The following is a 15654-nucleotide window of genomic DNA, read 5'->3' as shown; positions in this document are numbered from 1 at the left end:
AAATAAAATGTACGAGGACTAATTTTTGAGAGAAACGATACCTTTGTCAGTTCCCAGACCCAGGATACGCCTGGCACGCAGATAACGTGCTGCATTACCGGCATCATAGCGGGTACTTTCTTTATCAAAACTACTGATGCGCACCATACCCGAAGAATGTATAAACTCATTGTTGCCTATCCACATACCTACGTGTACTACTCTTTCGGGTTTATCGGCAGTAGATTTTTCACCAAAAAACAGCAGGTCGCCTACCTGCAGGTTTTCATAGGCTACTTCTTCGCCTACAAAGGCCTGCTGAGAAGCATCTCTGGGCAGCAGAATGCCGCTGGTCTGAAAAACCATGCGCATATAACCGCTGCAATCTACACCTTTCCATGAGGTACCACCCCACAGATACGGCAGGCCCATCATGCGGTAAGCAGTTTTTGTTAATGACTCAGGGCTTGGTGAAGTTATTTTCTTCCATTCCTGATAAGAGACTACCTCGTGTTTCAGCACAAATCCTTTGCGTGCATCCGGATACGCCACCTCAAAATAATTGGCCAGGGTGTCTTTTACGGTTAGCAGGTTGCCCCAGGTAAGGTCAGAAACCGTTTGAGTGTTTTCATCTGCCTCGGTGAACGCAAAGCCGAATGGCTTGGCAAACATCAGTTTTGGTTTACTGCTATATACTTCTATATCTGTTTTAACGAATCGCTTAATGGTAGTACCTTCTACCCAGCCAATGTAGTTATCGGGCGTTTGTACCAGATACCAGTAACGGTCTTTATCAAGCACTTTAAGTGTAGTACCCAGCAGGGCCTGTGTTGCCAGCTCGGCTGCTTCCTTGGGTTGCGTGCGGATATTAGCCACCGATACATTTACTATCGCATATATTTTATCTTCCAGTTCTTTTACATCAGGCAAAAGCTTTACTTCGTCAATCAGCTCGAAGCCATTATTTTTCAACCTGCCCAGCAATTCTTTTTTGGCAAGGGGCAAATTGGTCTTGCCTCTCAGTTTGTTGCTATCCAGCTCAACCTGAAAAACAGCTACGCGTTTATCAGGGGCATATTTTTTCTTTACCTGCTCAATTATAGCCGGTACTGTTGGGTGCGCAAGGGGGGCTTGCGCTACCTGCGCCATAAGATTGAAGCCCGTCGCTAAAAAAATAAGTACTAATGTAAGTTTGCGAAAAGTTTTCAGGTTGCAATACATGTTCTATTACTATTGTAAGTGATTCCACCCCTGGGCTGTGATACCCACTTTTGAGCCGCTGTTCAGTACCAGTTCTACGGCCTTGCTTTCTGTCATGTAGCCAATAGGCGTTATATCAGTTACATTCTTGATTTTATCAAAGTCAGACTGCTTGATGGTAAACAGCAGCTGGTAGTCTTCTCCTCCGTTTAAGGCCGCCGTAACCGGGCTCAGCTTAAACTCGGTTGCCGTTAGCATGGTAATATCTTCAATGGGTAGTTTCTCTTCAAAAATAAGCACCCCAACGCCCGATTGTGTGCTTAGGTGGATAATTTCAGAGGCCAACCCGTCTGATATATCAATCATAGAAGTAGGTACCACACCTGCTTCGGCCAGCTCATGCACAATGTCTGTTCTGGCTTCGGGTTTCAGTTGTTTACCAACCAGATACGATTTCTCTTCCAGGTCTGGCTGCATACCCGGGTTAGCCAGAAAAACCTGTTTTTCTCTTTCCAGAATCTGCAACCCAAAGTAAGCAGCGCCTAAATCGCCGGTTACGCACAAAATATCATTCGGTTTTGCTCCGCTTCTGTAAGCTACCTTGTCTTTATCTACAAAACCGGTTACGGTAACAGAAATAACAAGGCCCGAGCGTGACGAGGTGGTATCGCCTCCTATTAAATCAACCTGATAGTCCTCACAGGCAAATTTAATGCCTTCATAAATTTCATCAACTGCCTCTACCGACATACGATTGCTCAACCCTACACTTACAGTTATTTGTTTGGCAATGCCATTCATGGCGGCAATGTCAGACACATTCACTGCTACTGATTTATACCCTAAATGGCGAAGCGGAACATAGGCCAGGTCAAAATGCACCCCTTCCAGCAACATATCTGTCGAAACAAGCATGTATCTATCGCCCGTGTCAATCACCGCTGCGTCATCACCAATCCCTAATACAGACTCAGGGTTTTGCAAACTGAATTTTGTTTTTATGCGGTCAATCAAACCAAACTCTCCTAATGTATTCAACTCTGTTCTTTCCATGCTATTTGCTGTTTTGGCAAAACCTTTTCACTATTTTTTTACAAAGATAAAAAAAGGTGGACTTCGCAGCCCACCTTCCTTCAAAAATCAATCCCTTTTATTGCGTTACAAGGGTATATGTATTTATGGTGCCACCGGTCTTTGCACTGGCCGATGTGCGCGTCAATATCAATTGGGTATCGGTAATTGAGTCAATTGTAAACTCAATTGTTCCGCTTGTACCTGTCGGAGCAGGGTTCAGGTTTTTCAAAACCAGCTTGGTGTCGCCCACTACTTCATACTGACCCGAAAAAGCGTTTCCGTCGAACTCAATATAAGTAACCGTTGGAGAAGACAATAACCTTAACTGAAAGCCCGAGTAGCCGGGTCTTGTGTTACTGGCAGCACCCTTGCTATACACAATGGCGCTTCCTTCCTTTACTGTACTGGCAGACCAGTTTTTCTTGATTTTCTCACTTACCGGTACAACTTTGTCTCCACCACAAGAAAAAATAAAGAAACTACAAGCAAATAAAAGAATGGCAATTTTTTTCATAGAGTAAATTTTTGAATTTGTTTTTCAACCTTTTTTAATCAACATCATTTTGCCCTGAGAGCAACAGCAAATATGGCTTAAATATAAACCAAAAAAAATTCTTGTTAATAAAATAGACGTAATTTTTAAGCTATTGGTTGTAGATAAATTTTAACTGATATGAATTAATCTGTTTTAAGTTGCCTGCATTCATAAATCTTTACGAACTTTGTAAAAAAAATTGTATTAATCTTGAAAGAATACACCAGAGGCCAGCTGGCGCTTCGCAACGGGCAGGATAAAGAAGAAATATGGGTAGCTTACCAGTCGGTTATTTATGATGTGACGGAATCAAGACTATGGCGGAACGGGAAGCACTATGAACATTGGGCTGGCCAGGACCTGACCGACGAGCTAAAAGACGCGCCGCATACCGAAGCCGTTTTTATGAAGTTTAAAGCCATTGGCAAGCTCATTCAGTAATTACGCGGTAATTCCATTCAAAATCACGCATTCGCTCATTCACTAATTCACTCATTAGTTTAATATGAAACTCATAGAATCAATTATACTTTTTGCGAGTCTTGCTTTTTTGGTCATGTTTGTAGACCAGGCACTTTATAAAAAAGTAGCGCTTAAAGACAGTTACTTTTTTCTGATGTTTTCGGTAGCCGGTTTTTTGTACTACACCTACCAGAGAGGCCTCAGAAAAATAAAAGAAAAACAGGAAGCAGAGTCTAAAAAGAAAGACGACAAGCCAAAGAGTATTGAAAAACGCTTAAGAAAAAAATAAGCAGGTGGGGGTCACCTGCCTTTGTGCTATGCTTCGGGTAATATTTCATCGCCAATGCGAATCTTTCCTTTTTCAATTACCAGTATATTCTGCCCGAAGAGAATCTTGTTGCCATTGCGCCGGTATTGGTTCAGCGTTTTTAAAGGTTCCTTGCCTTTTTCTGCCGTTTCAGGGTTAATTGTGGTTAATACGCAACGGGCGCATGGTTTTACACCTGCCAGCCTGGCGTTTCCTAAAGAGAAAAACCTGAGGTTATCTTCTTCGTGCGGCTCTCCGCCACTGAAAACCAGATTAGGACGAAAGCGTTTCATTCCTATAGGCTCGTCCAGCTTTCCGTTCAGTAAATCTAAACTTGCCTGCCCTATTAACAATAGCGGGTAGGCGTCGGCAAAGCTGGTGTGTTCTTCATGCGTAATTGAGTATTTAGGGTCTGTAGGGCGTATGGAATCATCAGGCTGATAATACAGATATGTTTCCTTACCCAGCACTGCTGTAAACCAGGCATCGGCTTCATTGCTTACCCTTACGGCTTTTACGGTATCATCCCAGATGGTTATCATACGGGTATCGTCAGTCTGCGGGGTAAAAGGCACTTTTAATGGAGCAATTGCTAACTTCCGATGGCTTACCCGCAGGCCGTCGGCCTCAATGGCCACATCAATCAATGCCATTTGTTCGTTTTCACGTTGAGTTCTGAACAAATTATCACCGTCAGCCAACACCCATCGGCGGTCATACTGCAGGCCGCGGTCTTCGACCTGAGCTTCCTGAAGTGAAATACCCCCCAGTGATTTAATAGGGTAAATGTTTATTTCGGTTAATATTTTTGCCATCTTTACTTATATTTTTACTGACACAACATTTCGGGTTCAAAAACGTTTGTGTTATTAGGTCAAACATCTAAATTGAAGAAAAATTTACGGCATTAAAGCCCCGTAATTTTGACAAGATTGACTTACAAAACAAACTTAGAGCTACAATCTATAAAATTGTGGGCAAGTATGTTAGCCCAACCATTTAAATGATGAAAAAAATACGCTATATCATTACCTTTCTGCTCCTTTCGAACGGTGTTTTTGCGCAACTTCAGACTTATAAAAAAGGCCTGGCAAGTTTTGATAAAGGCCAGTACGACCTAGCCATCAAAGACCTGTCAAAGGTAACCAATATTGCTGAAAGTGAAAAAGCCAACCTGAACTACAAAATTGCAGAGGCTTATCGTTTATCGAACCGCTGGGTAGAGGCCATTCCGTATTACGAAAAGGCCTTTGAAGCCAAACTGATGATACCCGAAGCTCACTTTCATTATGCATTTGCCCTGAAAGCAGCCGGAAAATATGAACAGGCCCTAAAAGAGCTGCAACAATTTATAGATGCCAAAAGCACCATAAAAGCCTATAACGAAAAAGCCTACAGAGAGGTAAACTCGCTCAGGCTGATAGGCGAACTGAAACAAAAACAGACAGATATAACTTTCAGCAATTTATCTGCAATTAACACTGCCGGGGCTGAGTTTTCTCCGGTTGTGCTGGGCGATGAACTGATTTTTACTGCGTCGCGCAAAAGCAAAACGTATTCTAACGGCCTGCCTTATGTAGGTTTATACAAATCAAGATTTGCCCGAACCATGGAAGAAATGAGCAAACCTGAGAAATTCAGCAATGCCATTTTTGACGAAGAACGCAACGAAGGCACCCCGGCCTTTTCGCCTGACGGTAAAACCATGATTTACGCCCGGGGCAATACCGGCAAAAGAAAAGACTTTTCTCCAGACATGGATTTATACATATCGCGCTATGTAAATGGCAGCGGATGGACAGAACCCAGTTATGTGAGCGCTTCTGACTCGGCCAGTTGGGATGGTTCTCCGGCTTTCTCGCGCGACGGCAAAACTATTTACTTTGCCTCTAACCGCCCCGGTGGATTTGGGGGTATTGACCTTTACAGAGTTAATATGGATGCCTCTGGCCGTTTTGGGAATCCGGTGAATATGGGCAAGGAAATCAATACCGCAGGCGACGAAATGTTTCCTTACGTATCTGAAGACGGAAAACTGTACTTTGCATCTGACGGACACCCAGGCCTTGGCAAATTAGACCTTTTTGTGGCTATTCGCTCAGGCGGTAAAATTACTGTTGAAAACATGGGGCTCCCTTATAACTCAAATATGGATGATTTCGGGCTGGTAATGCGGAAAAACGGCGATGTATTCTTTAGCTCAAACCGGGCCGGAGGCAAAGGCGATGACGATATTTACTACTATGAGGCCCCCAAACAAACCGAACTGGCAGATGCAACGCCATTGATTCCGAGGTCAACACCAGATAGCTTGTCGAAACCTCTGGAAATAAAAACCGTGAGGTACTTCCTGGCAGGTACTATTTATACCAAAAATGCCAACAATCAAAATGTACCGCTTGACTCGGCAACGGTAAAGATTCTTGCTACCGGACAGGATGAGCCATTAAAAGAAATCATTACGCAGAAAGACGGCAAGTTTGGCCCCATAGCAGTGCAGGAAGACAACGACTACGTAATATTGGGTAGCAAGAAAAACTACCTGGCCAAAAGAGAAGACTTCTCAATGTATGGCCGCACCATACCGCAATCGTTATTAACAAAAGCCATTACTGATACTACTTTCTTTGCCTCGCTCAATCTGGAAGAAATTACTTTAGACAAGACGTTCAGGGTTGAGAATATTTACTACGACCTTGATAAATGGGATATCAGACCGGATGCGGCACTTGAACTGAATAAACTTGTGCAGATACTGGTAGACAACCCTACCATTAAGATAGAGCTAGGTTCTCATACCGATGCTCGTGCTACCGAGATATATAACCTGCGCCTGTCGCAAAGACGTGCCGAGTCTGCGGTTAATTATATCGTTTCCAAAGGTATAGACAGGGCGCGTATTACAGCCAAAGGTTATGGAGAAAGCGAACTGCTTATCAGAAACGCCAAAACCGAAGACGAGCACCAGACCAACCGCCGAACCGAGTTTAAGATTATTGAAATTGAATAGTATTTATACCAGATAAAACAAAAGACCCCGAATTTCTGCCCGGGGTCTTTTGTTTTATAAGCATCTCAGAAACTTTTACCAGCGAATCAGAGCAGACCCCCATGTAAATCCACTGCCAAAGGCAGCCAGACAAACCAGGTCTCCGTCTTTTACTTTGCCTGCTTCCCAGGCCTCACAAAGGGCAATCGGAATAGAAGCCGCTGTGGTGTTACCGTATTTCATGATATTATTAAATACTTTTTCGTCAGGCAGTTGCAGGGTTTTCTGAACAAACTGTGCGATACGTAAATTGGCCTGATGCGGCACCAGCATATCAATATCGGTTGGTTTAAGACCTACTTTGTTGAGGGCCTCCATGATTACCTCCGGAAACTTGGTAACTGCTGTTTTAAACACCAGCTGACCGTTCATATTGGGGTAATAGGTTTTGTTCTCAATCAGGTTTTCGTACACGAAAATTTCGCCATACAGCGCATCAGGAAAACCGAACTTCTCTTTACCCAGATGATACCCGCCATGGCTACCCGGGCTTATCAGTGCCAGTTCTTCAGCATAAGTGCCATCAGAATGCAAATGGGTTGTTAATATACCTTTGCCCTCTTCTGTAGTTGGTTGTAATAATACAGCACCAGCGCCATCACCAAAAAGAACGGCCACATTTCGCCCACGGGTTGTGAAATCCAACCCCATTGAGTGCATCTCAGACCCAACCACCAGCACATTTTTATACATTCCGGTTTTAATGAACTGGTCGGCTACTGACAAAGAATAGATAAACCCTGAACACTGGTTGCGGATATCAATAGCGCCTACCTCTTTATGCGTAATGCCCAGTTCTCTTTGCAGCAACACACCGCAACCCGGGAAATAATAGTCGGGGCTTAGCGTGGCAAAAACAATAAAATCTATCTCTTCGGGTTTTATGCCTGCTCTTTCGCAGGCTATTCTGGCGGCATTGGCACCCATAGTGGTGGGTGTTTCTTCATGCTTTTTTCCGTATCTTCTTTCTTTAATACCCGAACGCTCTTGTATCCATTCATCCGTAGTATCCATTACTTTCATCAGGTCAGCATTTGTTACCACCTGCTCAGGCACGTAAAATCCTATACCTGCTATTTTCGAATTTACCATATTTGTTGCTTTTTGAATCCTGCCACGAAATTACAAGAAAAACTCACAAATGTTCAAGATATTCTTAGAATAGTACTTGAACGTTTTTAGATTTGAAAAATAAAAGACTCACCAGTCTTATCTTAAATGCTATTGCTAATCGGTTGATAAAGAAAATCGCATAACTTTTCAAGAAAGCAAAATACTTGAAAAGTTATGCGATTTAAAACTCCAAATATCACTAATAATCAAGGTTTCGTCTGTTCTTCCGGATTAAAATCTTTAAATGTTTTCTTGATATTAGTGTCAGTTGGCTTGTTTTTAGGTTCCCAGGCGGCATCAAGGTCAAGCACAACCAACCCTTTCAGGTTCATGGTACTCATGAAATCATCAACTTTTCTGATGAAATCGGGCCCTCTGCGAGACGATTTCAAAGAGAAGTCACGTGCAAAGATATCCCCCTTGGTCTGAATCTCATTCTTTTTCTCAATTACGTAATTCAGCCTGTCTATCAGGTCTTTCATTGATTTACCAATTACCTCGGTTGCCTCCAGTGTACCAATAGTTAACACGGTAGTACCACCTAAAGTAGATGCCAGTCTTTGCTGTTCCGGTTGATCTTTGGGTATCAGAAAAGACGACAGGCTAGTAGTAGCACCCAACGATGCCGTTACAATTGACCTGTTCTTCTTACCTTTTTTAGCTTTAATATACAATTTCTTCAACTCGGCTTCTTTCTCTCTCAGTTGCTCCATCAGTTCCCAGCCTCTCAGTAGGGTTCCCCTGTACAGATTATAAAGCTTCAAATCGGCTTCAGCTTCGTTAACAGCGTTTTTTACGGTAAACTTAATGGTTTTTACAGCCCGCTTTCTGGTTTTGTCAATCACAAAGAAATCAACCGTGAACGACAGCGTGTCGTATGGGTCTTTCACAAAATCATAGCTGGGTTTAAAAATAAACTCATACTGATTAGCCGTGTTTTTTACCAGCATATTTTTGGTAATATTCTGGTTATCAGTCAGAAAATCAAACTCCTGAATATCGTCATCGCCGTTCGGGTCTGACAAATAAAAACGCAGGCTCACAGTCTGGTTCTCTTTCAGGAAAAAGTTACTCTCTCTTGGCACCACTACAATTTCCGGAGGCAGGTCAATCTGGGTTGCCTCAACTTTCAGCCTGCCTTTCACCTGTACCTTTGAGGGCTGGTCTTCTGCATAAAACTCAATGTAAATCGGTTGATTCTTCAATTGTTTAAACTGAGTAAGCGAAGGTGTCCAGGACACTTCTCCCTGCGACGACATCTTCATGCCTTCGGGCAGGGTTTCAAGCGAAGGTATAATAACTATGGGGTCGTTGTCTTCGTCGTAAACAAAGTAGCGGTCAAACTTATAGATATTGGTTGTGTTGTATTGCACATAAAACGGGTTCTGGTCTTTTACAATCGGAGGGCGATTGGTGTGCTGTATCCTGAATTCTACCTTGGCCGACACCACGTCTTTAGATGAGTCACATCTGGCCTCAAAAATAACCTGTTGAAATTTAAAGCCTGTAAGGCGGTCAACCAGGTCATAAGAGGGTGTCCAGGAAAACCTGCCGAGCGAATCCAGTTCCATCCCATCTACCTTGCCCTGCGGAATTGAAAACTTGAAGTTTCCACAATCTTTACCTTCAATTTTTAACTGAAAAGCAACCTGGGTGCCTTCTTTTAGCTGGTTCCAGTCGGTACCTGAAGGTAAAACAATTTTAGGTGAGTCTTGTGCGAATAAGTGCTGAAAAAGTACTAAAAAACTAAAAATCAGTAGGTTAGTTCTCATTTTAATCATACGATAAGTTATTTAAAAAAACCGGATACAGAAAGAGAATCGCTTCTCTGCCTGCACCAATTACTTTTCTTCTGGTGCCGCATCCTGTTTGCTTTGGCCGGGTATAACTACGCACGGAAAACCAAACAGACAACGGTCTTTTATCATTTTTATTACTTCATCCGGAACGTTTTCTTCCCAACCTTCTTCTCCCTGCTTTATTAGTTGCAGGGTTCTGTCTGTATTGATGGCCAGGTTCCTATCGTTATAATGATGAATGTCTTCAATTTTATTATTGGCTATCAGATACCGGTACAAATCAATCAGGTGCATGGGTGGTGTAAACCGCATGCCACTCATAATTTTGCCGTTCTGATAGGTCGGATACACAAAAACTTTCAGGTTGCGGCTAAATAACGTGGCAAACGATTCAAGAATACCCCCTGCTAAATCAGTATAATGCTTTTCTTCAAAAATGTATTCCAGATTAGGATAACCTATAATCAACCCCATTTTAAGTTTGGTAATTTTTGATACATAGGCAGCCAGCTTGTAGTATTCCTGATAGTTTGATATCATTACCATGTGGCCCATCGAACACAGAATATCCACGCGATCCAGAAAATCCTTCTCGTCTATCTCAGCATCGTTTTGTTTCAGCCCCTGAAGGGTAATTTCGCACATCACCACAACCTTGTCTTTATCAACGTCAGGCTCACGCATAAACTGTTTCGTGCCGTTGTCGAGCATATCCAGATGCACATTTACCAAAGGCCTGAAACGACCTCTCAAAACCAGCGCGTGTTTTCTGAAAAGTACCTCAGAAGGCTGCAGGTTTTCACCATCGGCGCCAAAAAGAGCAATATCAGACAATCCGTGCATTACCAGACGAAGGCTCATCAGTCGGTTATCGACATGCTCAAAGTCTGGCCCTTCAAAGCGTATCATGTCTATCTGAATGCGGTCTTTAGACAAATCATCCATTAACGACAACAAAAGCGTTTCAGGGTCCTGGTAATAATAAAAACTCCCGTAAACCAGATTAACCCCCAGAACCCCCAGTGCCTGATGCTGTAAAACGTTGTCGTTGTCCAGCATTTTTACATGTATAATAATATCATTATACGCACCACCAGGGGTAAGCTGAAACCTGAGACCCATCCAGCCGTGGGCTTCGTTGGTCTTGTGGTAATTAAGCGCTGCAACTGTGTCAGAAAAAGCAAAAAATGTAGAGGTTTCTCCCCTTTTTTCGTTAAGCCGCTCAATAAGCAAACCATACTCATGGTCAAGCATGCTCATCAGGCGTGGTTCACATACATAACGGCCGTTTTCCATTGCGCCATAAATGGCATCAGAGAAGGTCATATCGTAGGCCGACATGGTTTTGGCAATGGTTTTTGATGCCCCCCCGGCCTTAAAAAAGTTGGCGGCTACATCCTGCCCGGCGCCAATTTCAGCAAAACAACCGTAAATCTGTTTATTGAGATTGATACGCAAAGCCTTCTGTTTAGTACCCAGGTTTTTCTCGTATATGGTTTCCATTTTTGATGTCTTTTTACGCGTGTTATTCATCTCACACACCATCATTTTTTCTCTACAAAGGTAGACCTAAACTTGTACTTTTCCAAGTATAAATCATAATTGAAGTAGCTGTCACTTAAACACAAAACGATCTTAAAACAGAGCATATTTAATCAAAAAAGACTTTTTAATAAATTTTTAACGCATGTTTGACATGGGCTTTGCCTTCATTGCTCTAATTTTGAATTTGAAAAAACTCGCCTTGTGTTTGGTAATAAACCAATCTAAGGATTCGTTGAACATTAACAGGCAGTTGTTTCATTCCGGATTCCGGGAATGTACTTCCTATTATAAAAATTCTGATTAGAAATGTTAAAGCGGGTTTTATACATAATACTGTTTATGAGTCTGAGTGGGCTACTCCATGCCAACCAGCGACATACAGTTTCGCTTTATTTTCCTGTCAAAAAAACTGTTCATCATACCCACGGGATACCCCCGAGTGCCGACGATTTCTTTAAGGTTGACCCACAGACCAATTACTGTTTTTTACGTACCGTAGTAGACGAACAGGATTGGTACACCAACCATACGTTTCAGCCGCATACTTTCTTAAAAGAGAATGTTTTAAAAGACCTATTCGTTCAAAAAACGCTCAATTTTTTAAAAAACAGATACATTTATCTGCTCAACTGTATCTGGCTCATCTGATTCCCTGCCCCCACTTATAAGAGTTCACACGCCTGAGTGCACTTTACAGCCAACCCGTCATTTGCGTTTCAAATGACACAGTTGTCTATTGTGCTTACTATTCATTATTATATCCGAATTACCGTGAAAAGAATAAAAAACATTGTTTTTCTATGGCTTTTCTGTATAAAGGCGTTTGCCGCCAACGATTCCCTTAAAATCACGCTGAAAGATTTAGAAGGAATTTTCTTGCAGAAAAACGCATTGCTGATGGCTCATAAATTTGATATTGAAGCCAACCGTGCAGCCATTATACAAGCCCGCTTGTGGGAGAATCCGACTTTAACTGTTGAGCAGATGCTCTATAATAATCAGACCAGACGCATTCTGCCAGTACTGGGTCTGAACGACGTAAAAGGCCAGCCTACCACGCAGCAGGCCATTCAGCTACAGCAGCTTTTTTATCTGGCAGGCAAACGCACCAAACGCACAGCCATGGCAGAAACAAGCACACAGATAGCCGAAGATAACTACTATGATGTGCTGCGGGGTTTGAAGTTTGAACTCAGAAGTAATTTCTACGACCTCTATTATCTGCAGAACATCGTCAGAATATATGAGGAAGAAATTGGCTCGCTTGAAAAAACGCTGGCCGGCATGAATACCCTTTTGCAAAAAGGTATTATTCCGATAAAGGACATTACACGTATAAGGGCCCTGCTATTTACACTTGAAACCGAGCAGAAGGACCTCAGACTTGAGATGCTTGAAAAACAGGTAAATCTGCGCACCATAACCGGAACCAGAAACGAAGTGTACTTTGTGCCTCAAACAAACAGAAATGCGGTTGATGCCCTTGATGTACGGTCGCTTACGCTTGATAATCTGTTGGCAACAGCTTTTGAAAACAGACCAGACCTGAAAATGCAGCAATCGGCGCTGAGGCTCGAAGAACAGAATCTCGTTTACCAGAAGGCTTTAAAAGTACCAGACCTGCAAGCCGGGCTGCTGTACGACCGCGCCAGTAGTAGTGTACCCAATTACTTTGCCGCGACTTTCCAGATAAACCTGCCCTTTTTTAACAAAAATCAGGGCAACATTAAAGCTGCAGCGTATAGGGTTCAGTCTGTTCAAAAGATGGTAACCAGCCAGGAAGACAAAATAACCGGCGACATTCAGTTGGCTTACCGCAGAGCGCTGGAAACCAATGAACTATATAAAGGATACGACAAAGCCTTTATGATTGACTTCGACAAACTATTCGACAACGTAAAACTGAATTTTGAAAAGCAGATTATCTCAATGCTTGAATTTGTTGATTTCTACGAGTCATACAAAAGCAGTGCCGTGCTAATGAACCGCCTGCAGAGCGACCGCGTAAGAGCAATAGAAGAAATCAATTTTATGGTCGGAAAAGAAGTGATAGGTATGCCCTAAAAAGGCTATTCTGTTTCCGTTAAAAACTAACACAATGAAAAAAACAAAAAATATAATAATCATAATTGGCATTTTTATCACAGCTGCTCTTGGTTTACAGAGTTGCAAAACCGAAACAAAACCAGAAGAAACCGCCAGAGAGAGCTTTGTGCTGACAGACACCATGATGACAAAACTGGGTTTCGACGAGGTGACATCCAAGGTACTGCTGTCTGAAGTGAAGCTAAGCGGCAAAATAACCGCCAATGAAGACAAAGTAGCCAAGGTGTTTCCGCGCGTAGACGGCAATATTGAAAAACTCAATGTTCAGCTGGGCGACTATGTTCAGAAAGGGCAGATACTGGCCATAATACGTAGCCGCCAGGTAGCCGAAATGGATAACCAATTAAGCATGGCCATGTCTAATCTGCAAATTGCCAGAAAAAACCTGGGTGTAGAAGAAGAACTGTTTAAAGCAGGCCTGGAACCGGAACGGAATCTGGTAAATGCCCGGCAGGAAGTACAAAAAGCGGAGGCAGAGCTGAAAAGGGTGCACGAAACCATGAAAATTTATGACCTGGGTAAAGAGGCAACCTATCAGATAAAATCACCGATATCTGGTTTTCTGATTGAAAAAAATGCCGTTGAAGGCATGGATTTCAACATTGAAAACATTGATAATTTCTTTACTATCTCTGACCTCTCTGATGTATGGGTTTTAGCAGATGTGTACGAAACTGATATTAACAAAGTTAAAATTGGATATACCTGCGACATAACCACGCTGGCAGACCCTGACCGGAAAATTAAAGGTAAAATAGACAAGATTTTTAACGTGCTTGACCCCGAAAGCCGGGTACTGAAAGTGCGCATCCGTCTACCGAATCCTGGCTATACCCTTAAACCGCAGATGTTTGCCATTGTACGGGTGTATCATGAAGAAGCCCAGACCATGCCGGCTATACCTGCCAAGGCTATAATATTTGATAAAAGCAGGCAATGGGTGATGGTATTTAAAGACCGCCGGCACATAGAAACCCGCCAGGTGAAAGTATTCAAAACCGTTGGCGACTACGCCTACATAGAATCAGGCCTTGCCCTTGGCGAAAAAATCATTTCAAACCAGCAACTGCTGGTTTATGATGCGCTTAACAATTAGCAATTAACCGTAATATTTTACTCAATGACAACAATGAAACGGCATTTATCTATCCTTGCCATGCTTTTAAGCATCCCGGCGTTTTCACAATCGCAGGCCGGTGCCAACCAACGCTTTAATTTCCATTTTCAGCAAACGGTTGTTACGCAGTATCAGCCTGGTGTAAAAGCGGCATACTCGGGTATCAATAGTTTTTCTACCAAAGAAGAGGCTCAGACATCTGTAACCTCCACATTTTTTATTGGTGTAAAACTGGGCAAATATACTGAAGTATACCTTAACCCCGAGCTGGCAGGCGGAAGCGGATTAAGTAGAGCTACCGGTATTGCCGGTTTCCCTAACGGAGAAACCTTCCGGGTGGGAAATCCGAAACCGACAGTCTACATAGGCAGGGCATACATAAGGCACTACATTTCATTGAGTAAAGAAACCGAAACAGTAACCAACGGTATCAATCAGCTGGGTGGCCAACGCCCGGTAAAATATCTTTCGGTGGTGGCCGGTAAATTCTCGCTGGCTGATTTCTTTGACGGCAACACATACAGCCACGACCCCCGCACCCAGTTTCTGAACTGGTCGTTAATGAGCAACGGAGCCTATGATTACGCCGCTAATGTAAGAGGCTATACGCAAGGCATTATGCTTGAATACGTGAGCCCCGCTTTTTCGGTTCGCTACGCCGCGGCGCAGGTACCGGCAGAAGCAAACGGAGCCAGGCTGGATAAAAATATCGGCCAGGCGCTGTCTCATCAGGTAGAAATAGAAAAGCCCTTTGGTAGTTCAAGACTACGCCTGCTGGGCTTTATTAACAAGGCCGATATGGGTAAATACACTCTGGCCACCCAGATGCAGATGCCAGACATAACCGCCACACGGATGTATGGCCGGACCAAAGCAGGATTCGGGGCCAATTTTGAGCATAAATTCTCTGACGACCTGGGCCTTTTTGCCCGCTACAGCCTTAACGACGGCCACAATGAAACCTGGGCATTTACTGAAATAGACCGCTCATTAAGCGCGGGGATAGCCTTACAGGGTTCAAAATGGCACCGCCCCGAAGACACTTTCGGCCTGGCTGTAGTATCTAACGGAATATCTAAAGACCACCAGGCATATCTGAATGCCGGAGGCGTTGGCTTTATGGTAGGCGACGGTAAACTTAACTATGGGTCTGAAGACATCATTGAGGTTTACTACCGATATTATTTACACGAAGACCATTTCTGGATTTCGCCCGACTATCAGTTTATTATGCACCCTGCCTATAACCGGGACAGAGGCCCAGCTAATGTTGTAGGAGCAAGAGTGCATGTTGAATTCTGATTTCCGGTGATTATATCCAGAAACGGATTTATAAAACACTGAGCAGGCTCAACAAGCAACATTCTT

The 15654-nt window shown here is 43.1% G+C and carries 14 protein-coding genes; 7 read left to right on the top strand and 7 right to left on the bottom strand.

All coding sequences use genetic code 11. From position 1 onward, the window contains the following. Positions 1 to 18 precede the first annotated feature (18 nt). The 3 genes from MB380_RS03115 to MB380_RS03105 form a co-directional block, all read right to left on the bottom strand. Entirely contained in the window at positions 19 to 1128 is a 1110-nt protein-coding gene (locus MB380_RS03115; protein WP_253533210.1) for a C40 family peptidase, read from the bottom strand. Positions 1129 to 1209: 81 nt separating this feature from the next. Next, positions 1210 to 2232 carry a thiamine-phosphate kinase gene (gene thiL / locus MB380_RS03110; RefSeq protein WP_253533208.1) on the bottom strand — a complete coding sequence of 341 codons (1023 nt, stop codon included), beginning with the start codon at positions 2230 to 2232 and terminating at the stop codon, positions 1210 to 1212. Between the two features lie 97 nt (positions 2233 to 2329). Then, positions 2330 to 2767 carry a hypothetical protein gene (locus tag MB380_RS03105; RefSeq protein WP_253533206.1) on the bottom strand — a complete coding sequence of 146 codons (438 nt, stop codon included), beginning with the start codon at positions 2765 to 2767 and terminating at the stop codon, positions 2330 to 2332. 231 nt (positions 2768 to 2998) lie between these two features. On the opposite strand from MB380_RS03105, the gene MB380_RS03100 reads away from it, so the two are divergent. Together MB380_RS03100 and MB380_RS03095 are read left to right on the top strand one after the other, a co-directional pair. Further along, positions 2999 to 3229 carry a cytochrome b5 domain-containing protein gene (locus tag MB380_RS03100; protein ID WP_101727488.1) on the top strand — a complete coding sequence of 77 codons (231 nt, stop codon included), beginning with the start codon at positions 2999 to 3001 and terminating at the stop codon, positions 3227 to 3229. A 64-nt stretch (positions 3230 to 3293) separates the two neighbouring features. Next, complete coding sequence (locus MB380_RS03095) at positions 3294 to 3539, top strand: hypothetical protein (RefSeq protein WP_253533204.1); 246 nt, start codon at positions 3294 to 3296, stop codon at positions 3537 to 3539. A 26-nt stretch (positions 3540 to 3565) separates the two neighbouring features. Here the strand turns inward: MB380_RS03095 and MB380_RS03090 are convergent, their stop codons facing one another. After that, a complete protein-coding gene (locus tag MB380_RS03090; protein WP_253533202.1) occupies positions 3566 to 4372 on the bottom strand; it encodes an MOSC domain-containing protein in 807 nt (268 codons plus the stop codon). Positions 4373 to 4563: 191 nt separating this feature from the next. On the opposite strand from MB380_RS03090, the gene MB380_RS21880 reads away from it, so the two are divergent. Then, positions 4564 to 6567, top strand: a complete 2004-nt coding sequence (locus MB380_RS21880; RefSeq protein WP_409014708.1) for an OmpA family protein — start codon at positions 4564 to 4566, stop codon at positions 6565 to 6567. Between the two features lie 75 nt (positions 6568 to 6642). On the opposite strand, the gene MB380_RS03080 is transcribed toward MB380_RS21880, so the two are convergent. The 3 genes from MB380_RS03080 to MB380_RS03070 all read right to left on the bottom strand — a co-directional run bounded on the left by MB380_RS03080 (position 6643) and on the right by MB380_RS03070 (position 11012). Beyond that, complete coding sequence (locus MB380_RS03080) at positions 6643 to 7698, bottom strand: 3-oxoacyl-ACP synthase III family protein (RefSeq protein ID WP_253533200.1); 1056 nt, start codon at positions 7696 to 7698, stop codon at positions 6643 to 6645. A 227-nt stretch (positions 7699 to 7925) separates the two neighbouring features. Beyond that, positions 7926 to 9491 carry a hypothetical protein gene (locus MB380_RS03075; protein ID WP_253533198.1) on the bottom strand — a complete coding sequence of 522 codons (1566 nt, stop codon included), beginning with the start codon at positions 9489 to 9491 and terminating at the stop codon, positions 7926 to 7928. Between the two features lie 69 nt (positions 9492 to 9560). After that, positions 9561 to 11012 carry a TonB-dependent receptor gene (locus MB380_RS03070; RefSeq protein ID WP_253535512.1) on the bottom strand — a complete coding sequence of 484 codons (1452 nt, stop codon included), beginning with the start codon at positions 11010 to 11012 and terminating at the stop codon, positions 9561 to 9563. A gap of 390 nt (positions 11013 to 11402) precedes the next feature. On the opposite strand from MB380_RS03070, the gene MB380_RS03065 reads away from it, so the two are divergent. The 4 genes from MB380_RS03065 (at position 11403) to MB380_RS03050 (ending at position 15588) form a co-directional block, all read left to right on the top strand. Then, complete coding sequence (locus tag MB380_RS03065; RefSeq protein WP_253533196.1) at positions 11403 to 11711, top strand: hypothetical protein; 309 nt, start codon at positions 11403 to 11405, stop codon at positions 11709 to 11711. Between the two features lie 123 nt (positions 11712 to 11834). Continuing rightward, positions 11835 to 13127 carry a TolC family protein gene (locus MB380_RS03060; RefSeq protein WP_253533186.1) on the top strand — a complete coding sequence of 431 codons (1293 nt, stop codon included), beginning with the start codon at positions 11835 to 11837 and terminating at the stop codon, positions 13125 to 13127. 34 nt (positions 13128 to 13161) lie between these two features. After that, the gene (locus tag MB380_RS03055) at positions 13162 to 14265 is read left to right on the top strand and encodes an efflux RND transporter periplasmic adaptor subunit (protein WP_253533184.1); all 1104 of its coding nucleotides are present in this window, start codon (positions 13162 to 13164) and stop codon (positions 14263 to 14265) included. Positions 14266 to 14298: 33 nt separating this feature from the next. After that, the gene (locus MB380_RS03050) at positions 14299 to 15588 is read left to right on the top strand and encodes a carbohydrate porin (protein ID WP_253533182.1); all 1290 of its coding nucleotides are present in this window, start codon (positions 14299 to 14301) and stop codon (positions 15586 to 15588) included. Positions 15589 to 15654 lie beyond the last annotated feature (66 nt).

Source organism: Emticicia sp. 21SJ11W-3, assembly GCF_024138715.1.
In the GTDB taxonomy this organism is placed as follows: Bacteria; Bacteroidota; Bacteroidia; order Cytophagales; family Spirosomataceae; genus Emticicia; species Emticicia fluvialis.
The sequence above is the reverse complement of the archived record's forward strand: the minus strand, read 5'-3'. Positions and strand labels throughout refer to the sequence as shown.

Excerpts from the sequence above, each read along its gene's own strand:
- MB380_RS03115 (WP_253533210.1), bottom strand. The coding sequence starts at position 1,128 with ATGGCGCAGGTAGCGCAAGCCCCCCTTGCGCACCCAACAGTACCGGCT.
- MB380_RS03105 (WP_253533206.1), bottom strand. The coding sequence starts at position 2,767 with ATGAAAAAAATTGCCATTCTTTTATTTGCTTGTAGTTTCTTTATTTTT.
- MB380_RS03050 (WP_253533182.1), top strand. The coding sequence starts at position 14,299 with ATGAAACGGCATTTATCTATCCTTGCCATGCTTTTAAGCATCCCGGCG.
- MB380_RS03075 (WP_253533198.1), bottom strand. The coding sequence starts at position 9,491 with ATGAGAACTAACCTACTGATTTTTAGTTTTTTAGTACTTTTTCAGCAC.
- thiL (WP_253533208.1), bottom strand. The coding sequence starts at position 2,232 with ATGGAAAGAACAGAGTTGAATACATTAGGAGAGTTTGGTTTGATTGAC.
- MB380_RS03095 (WP_253533204.1), top strand. The coding sequence starts at position 3,294 with ATGAAACTCATAGAATCAATTATACTTTTTGCGAGTCTTGCTTTTTTG.
- MB380_RS03090 (WP_253533202.1), bottom strand. The coding sequence starts at position 4,372 with ATGGCAAAAATATTAACCGAAATAAACATTTACCCTATTAAATCACTG.
- MB380_RS03055 (WP_253533184.1), top strand. The coding sequence starts at position 13,162 with ATGAAAAAAACAAAAAATATAATAATCATAATTGGCATTTTTATCACA.
- MB380_RS21880 (WP_409014708.1), top strand. The coding sequence starts at position 4,564 with ATGAAAAAAATACGCTATATCATTACCTTTCTGCTCCTTTCGAACGGT.
- MB380_RS03065 (WP_253533196.1), top strand. The coding sequence starts at position 11,403 with ATGAGTCTGAGTGGGCTACTCCATGCCAACCAGCGACATACAGTTTCG.
- MB380_RS03080 (WP_253533200.1), bottom strand. The coding sequence starts at position 7,698 with ATGGTAAATTCGAAAATAGCAGGTATAGGATTTTACGTGCCTGAGCAG.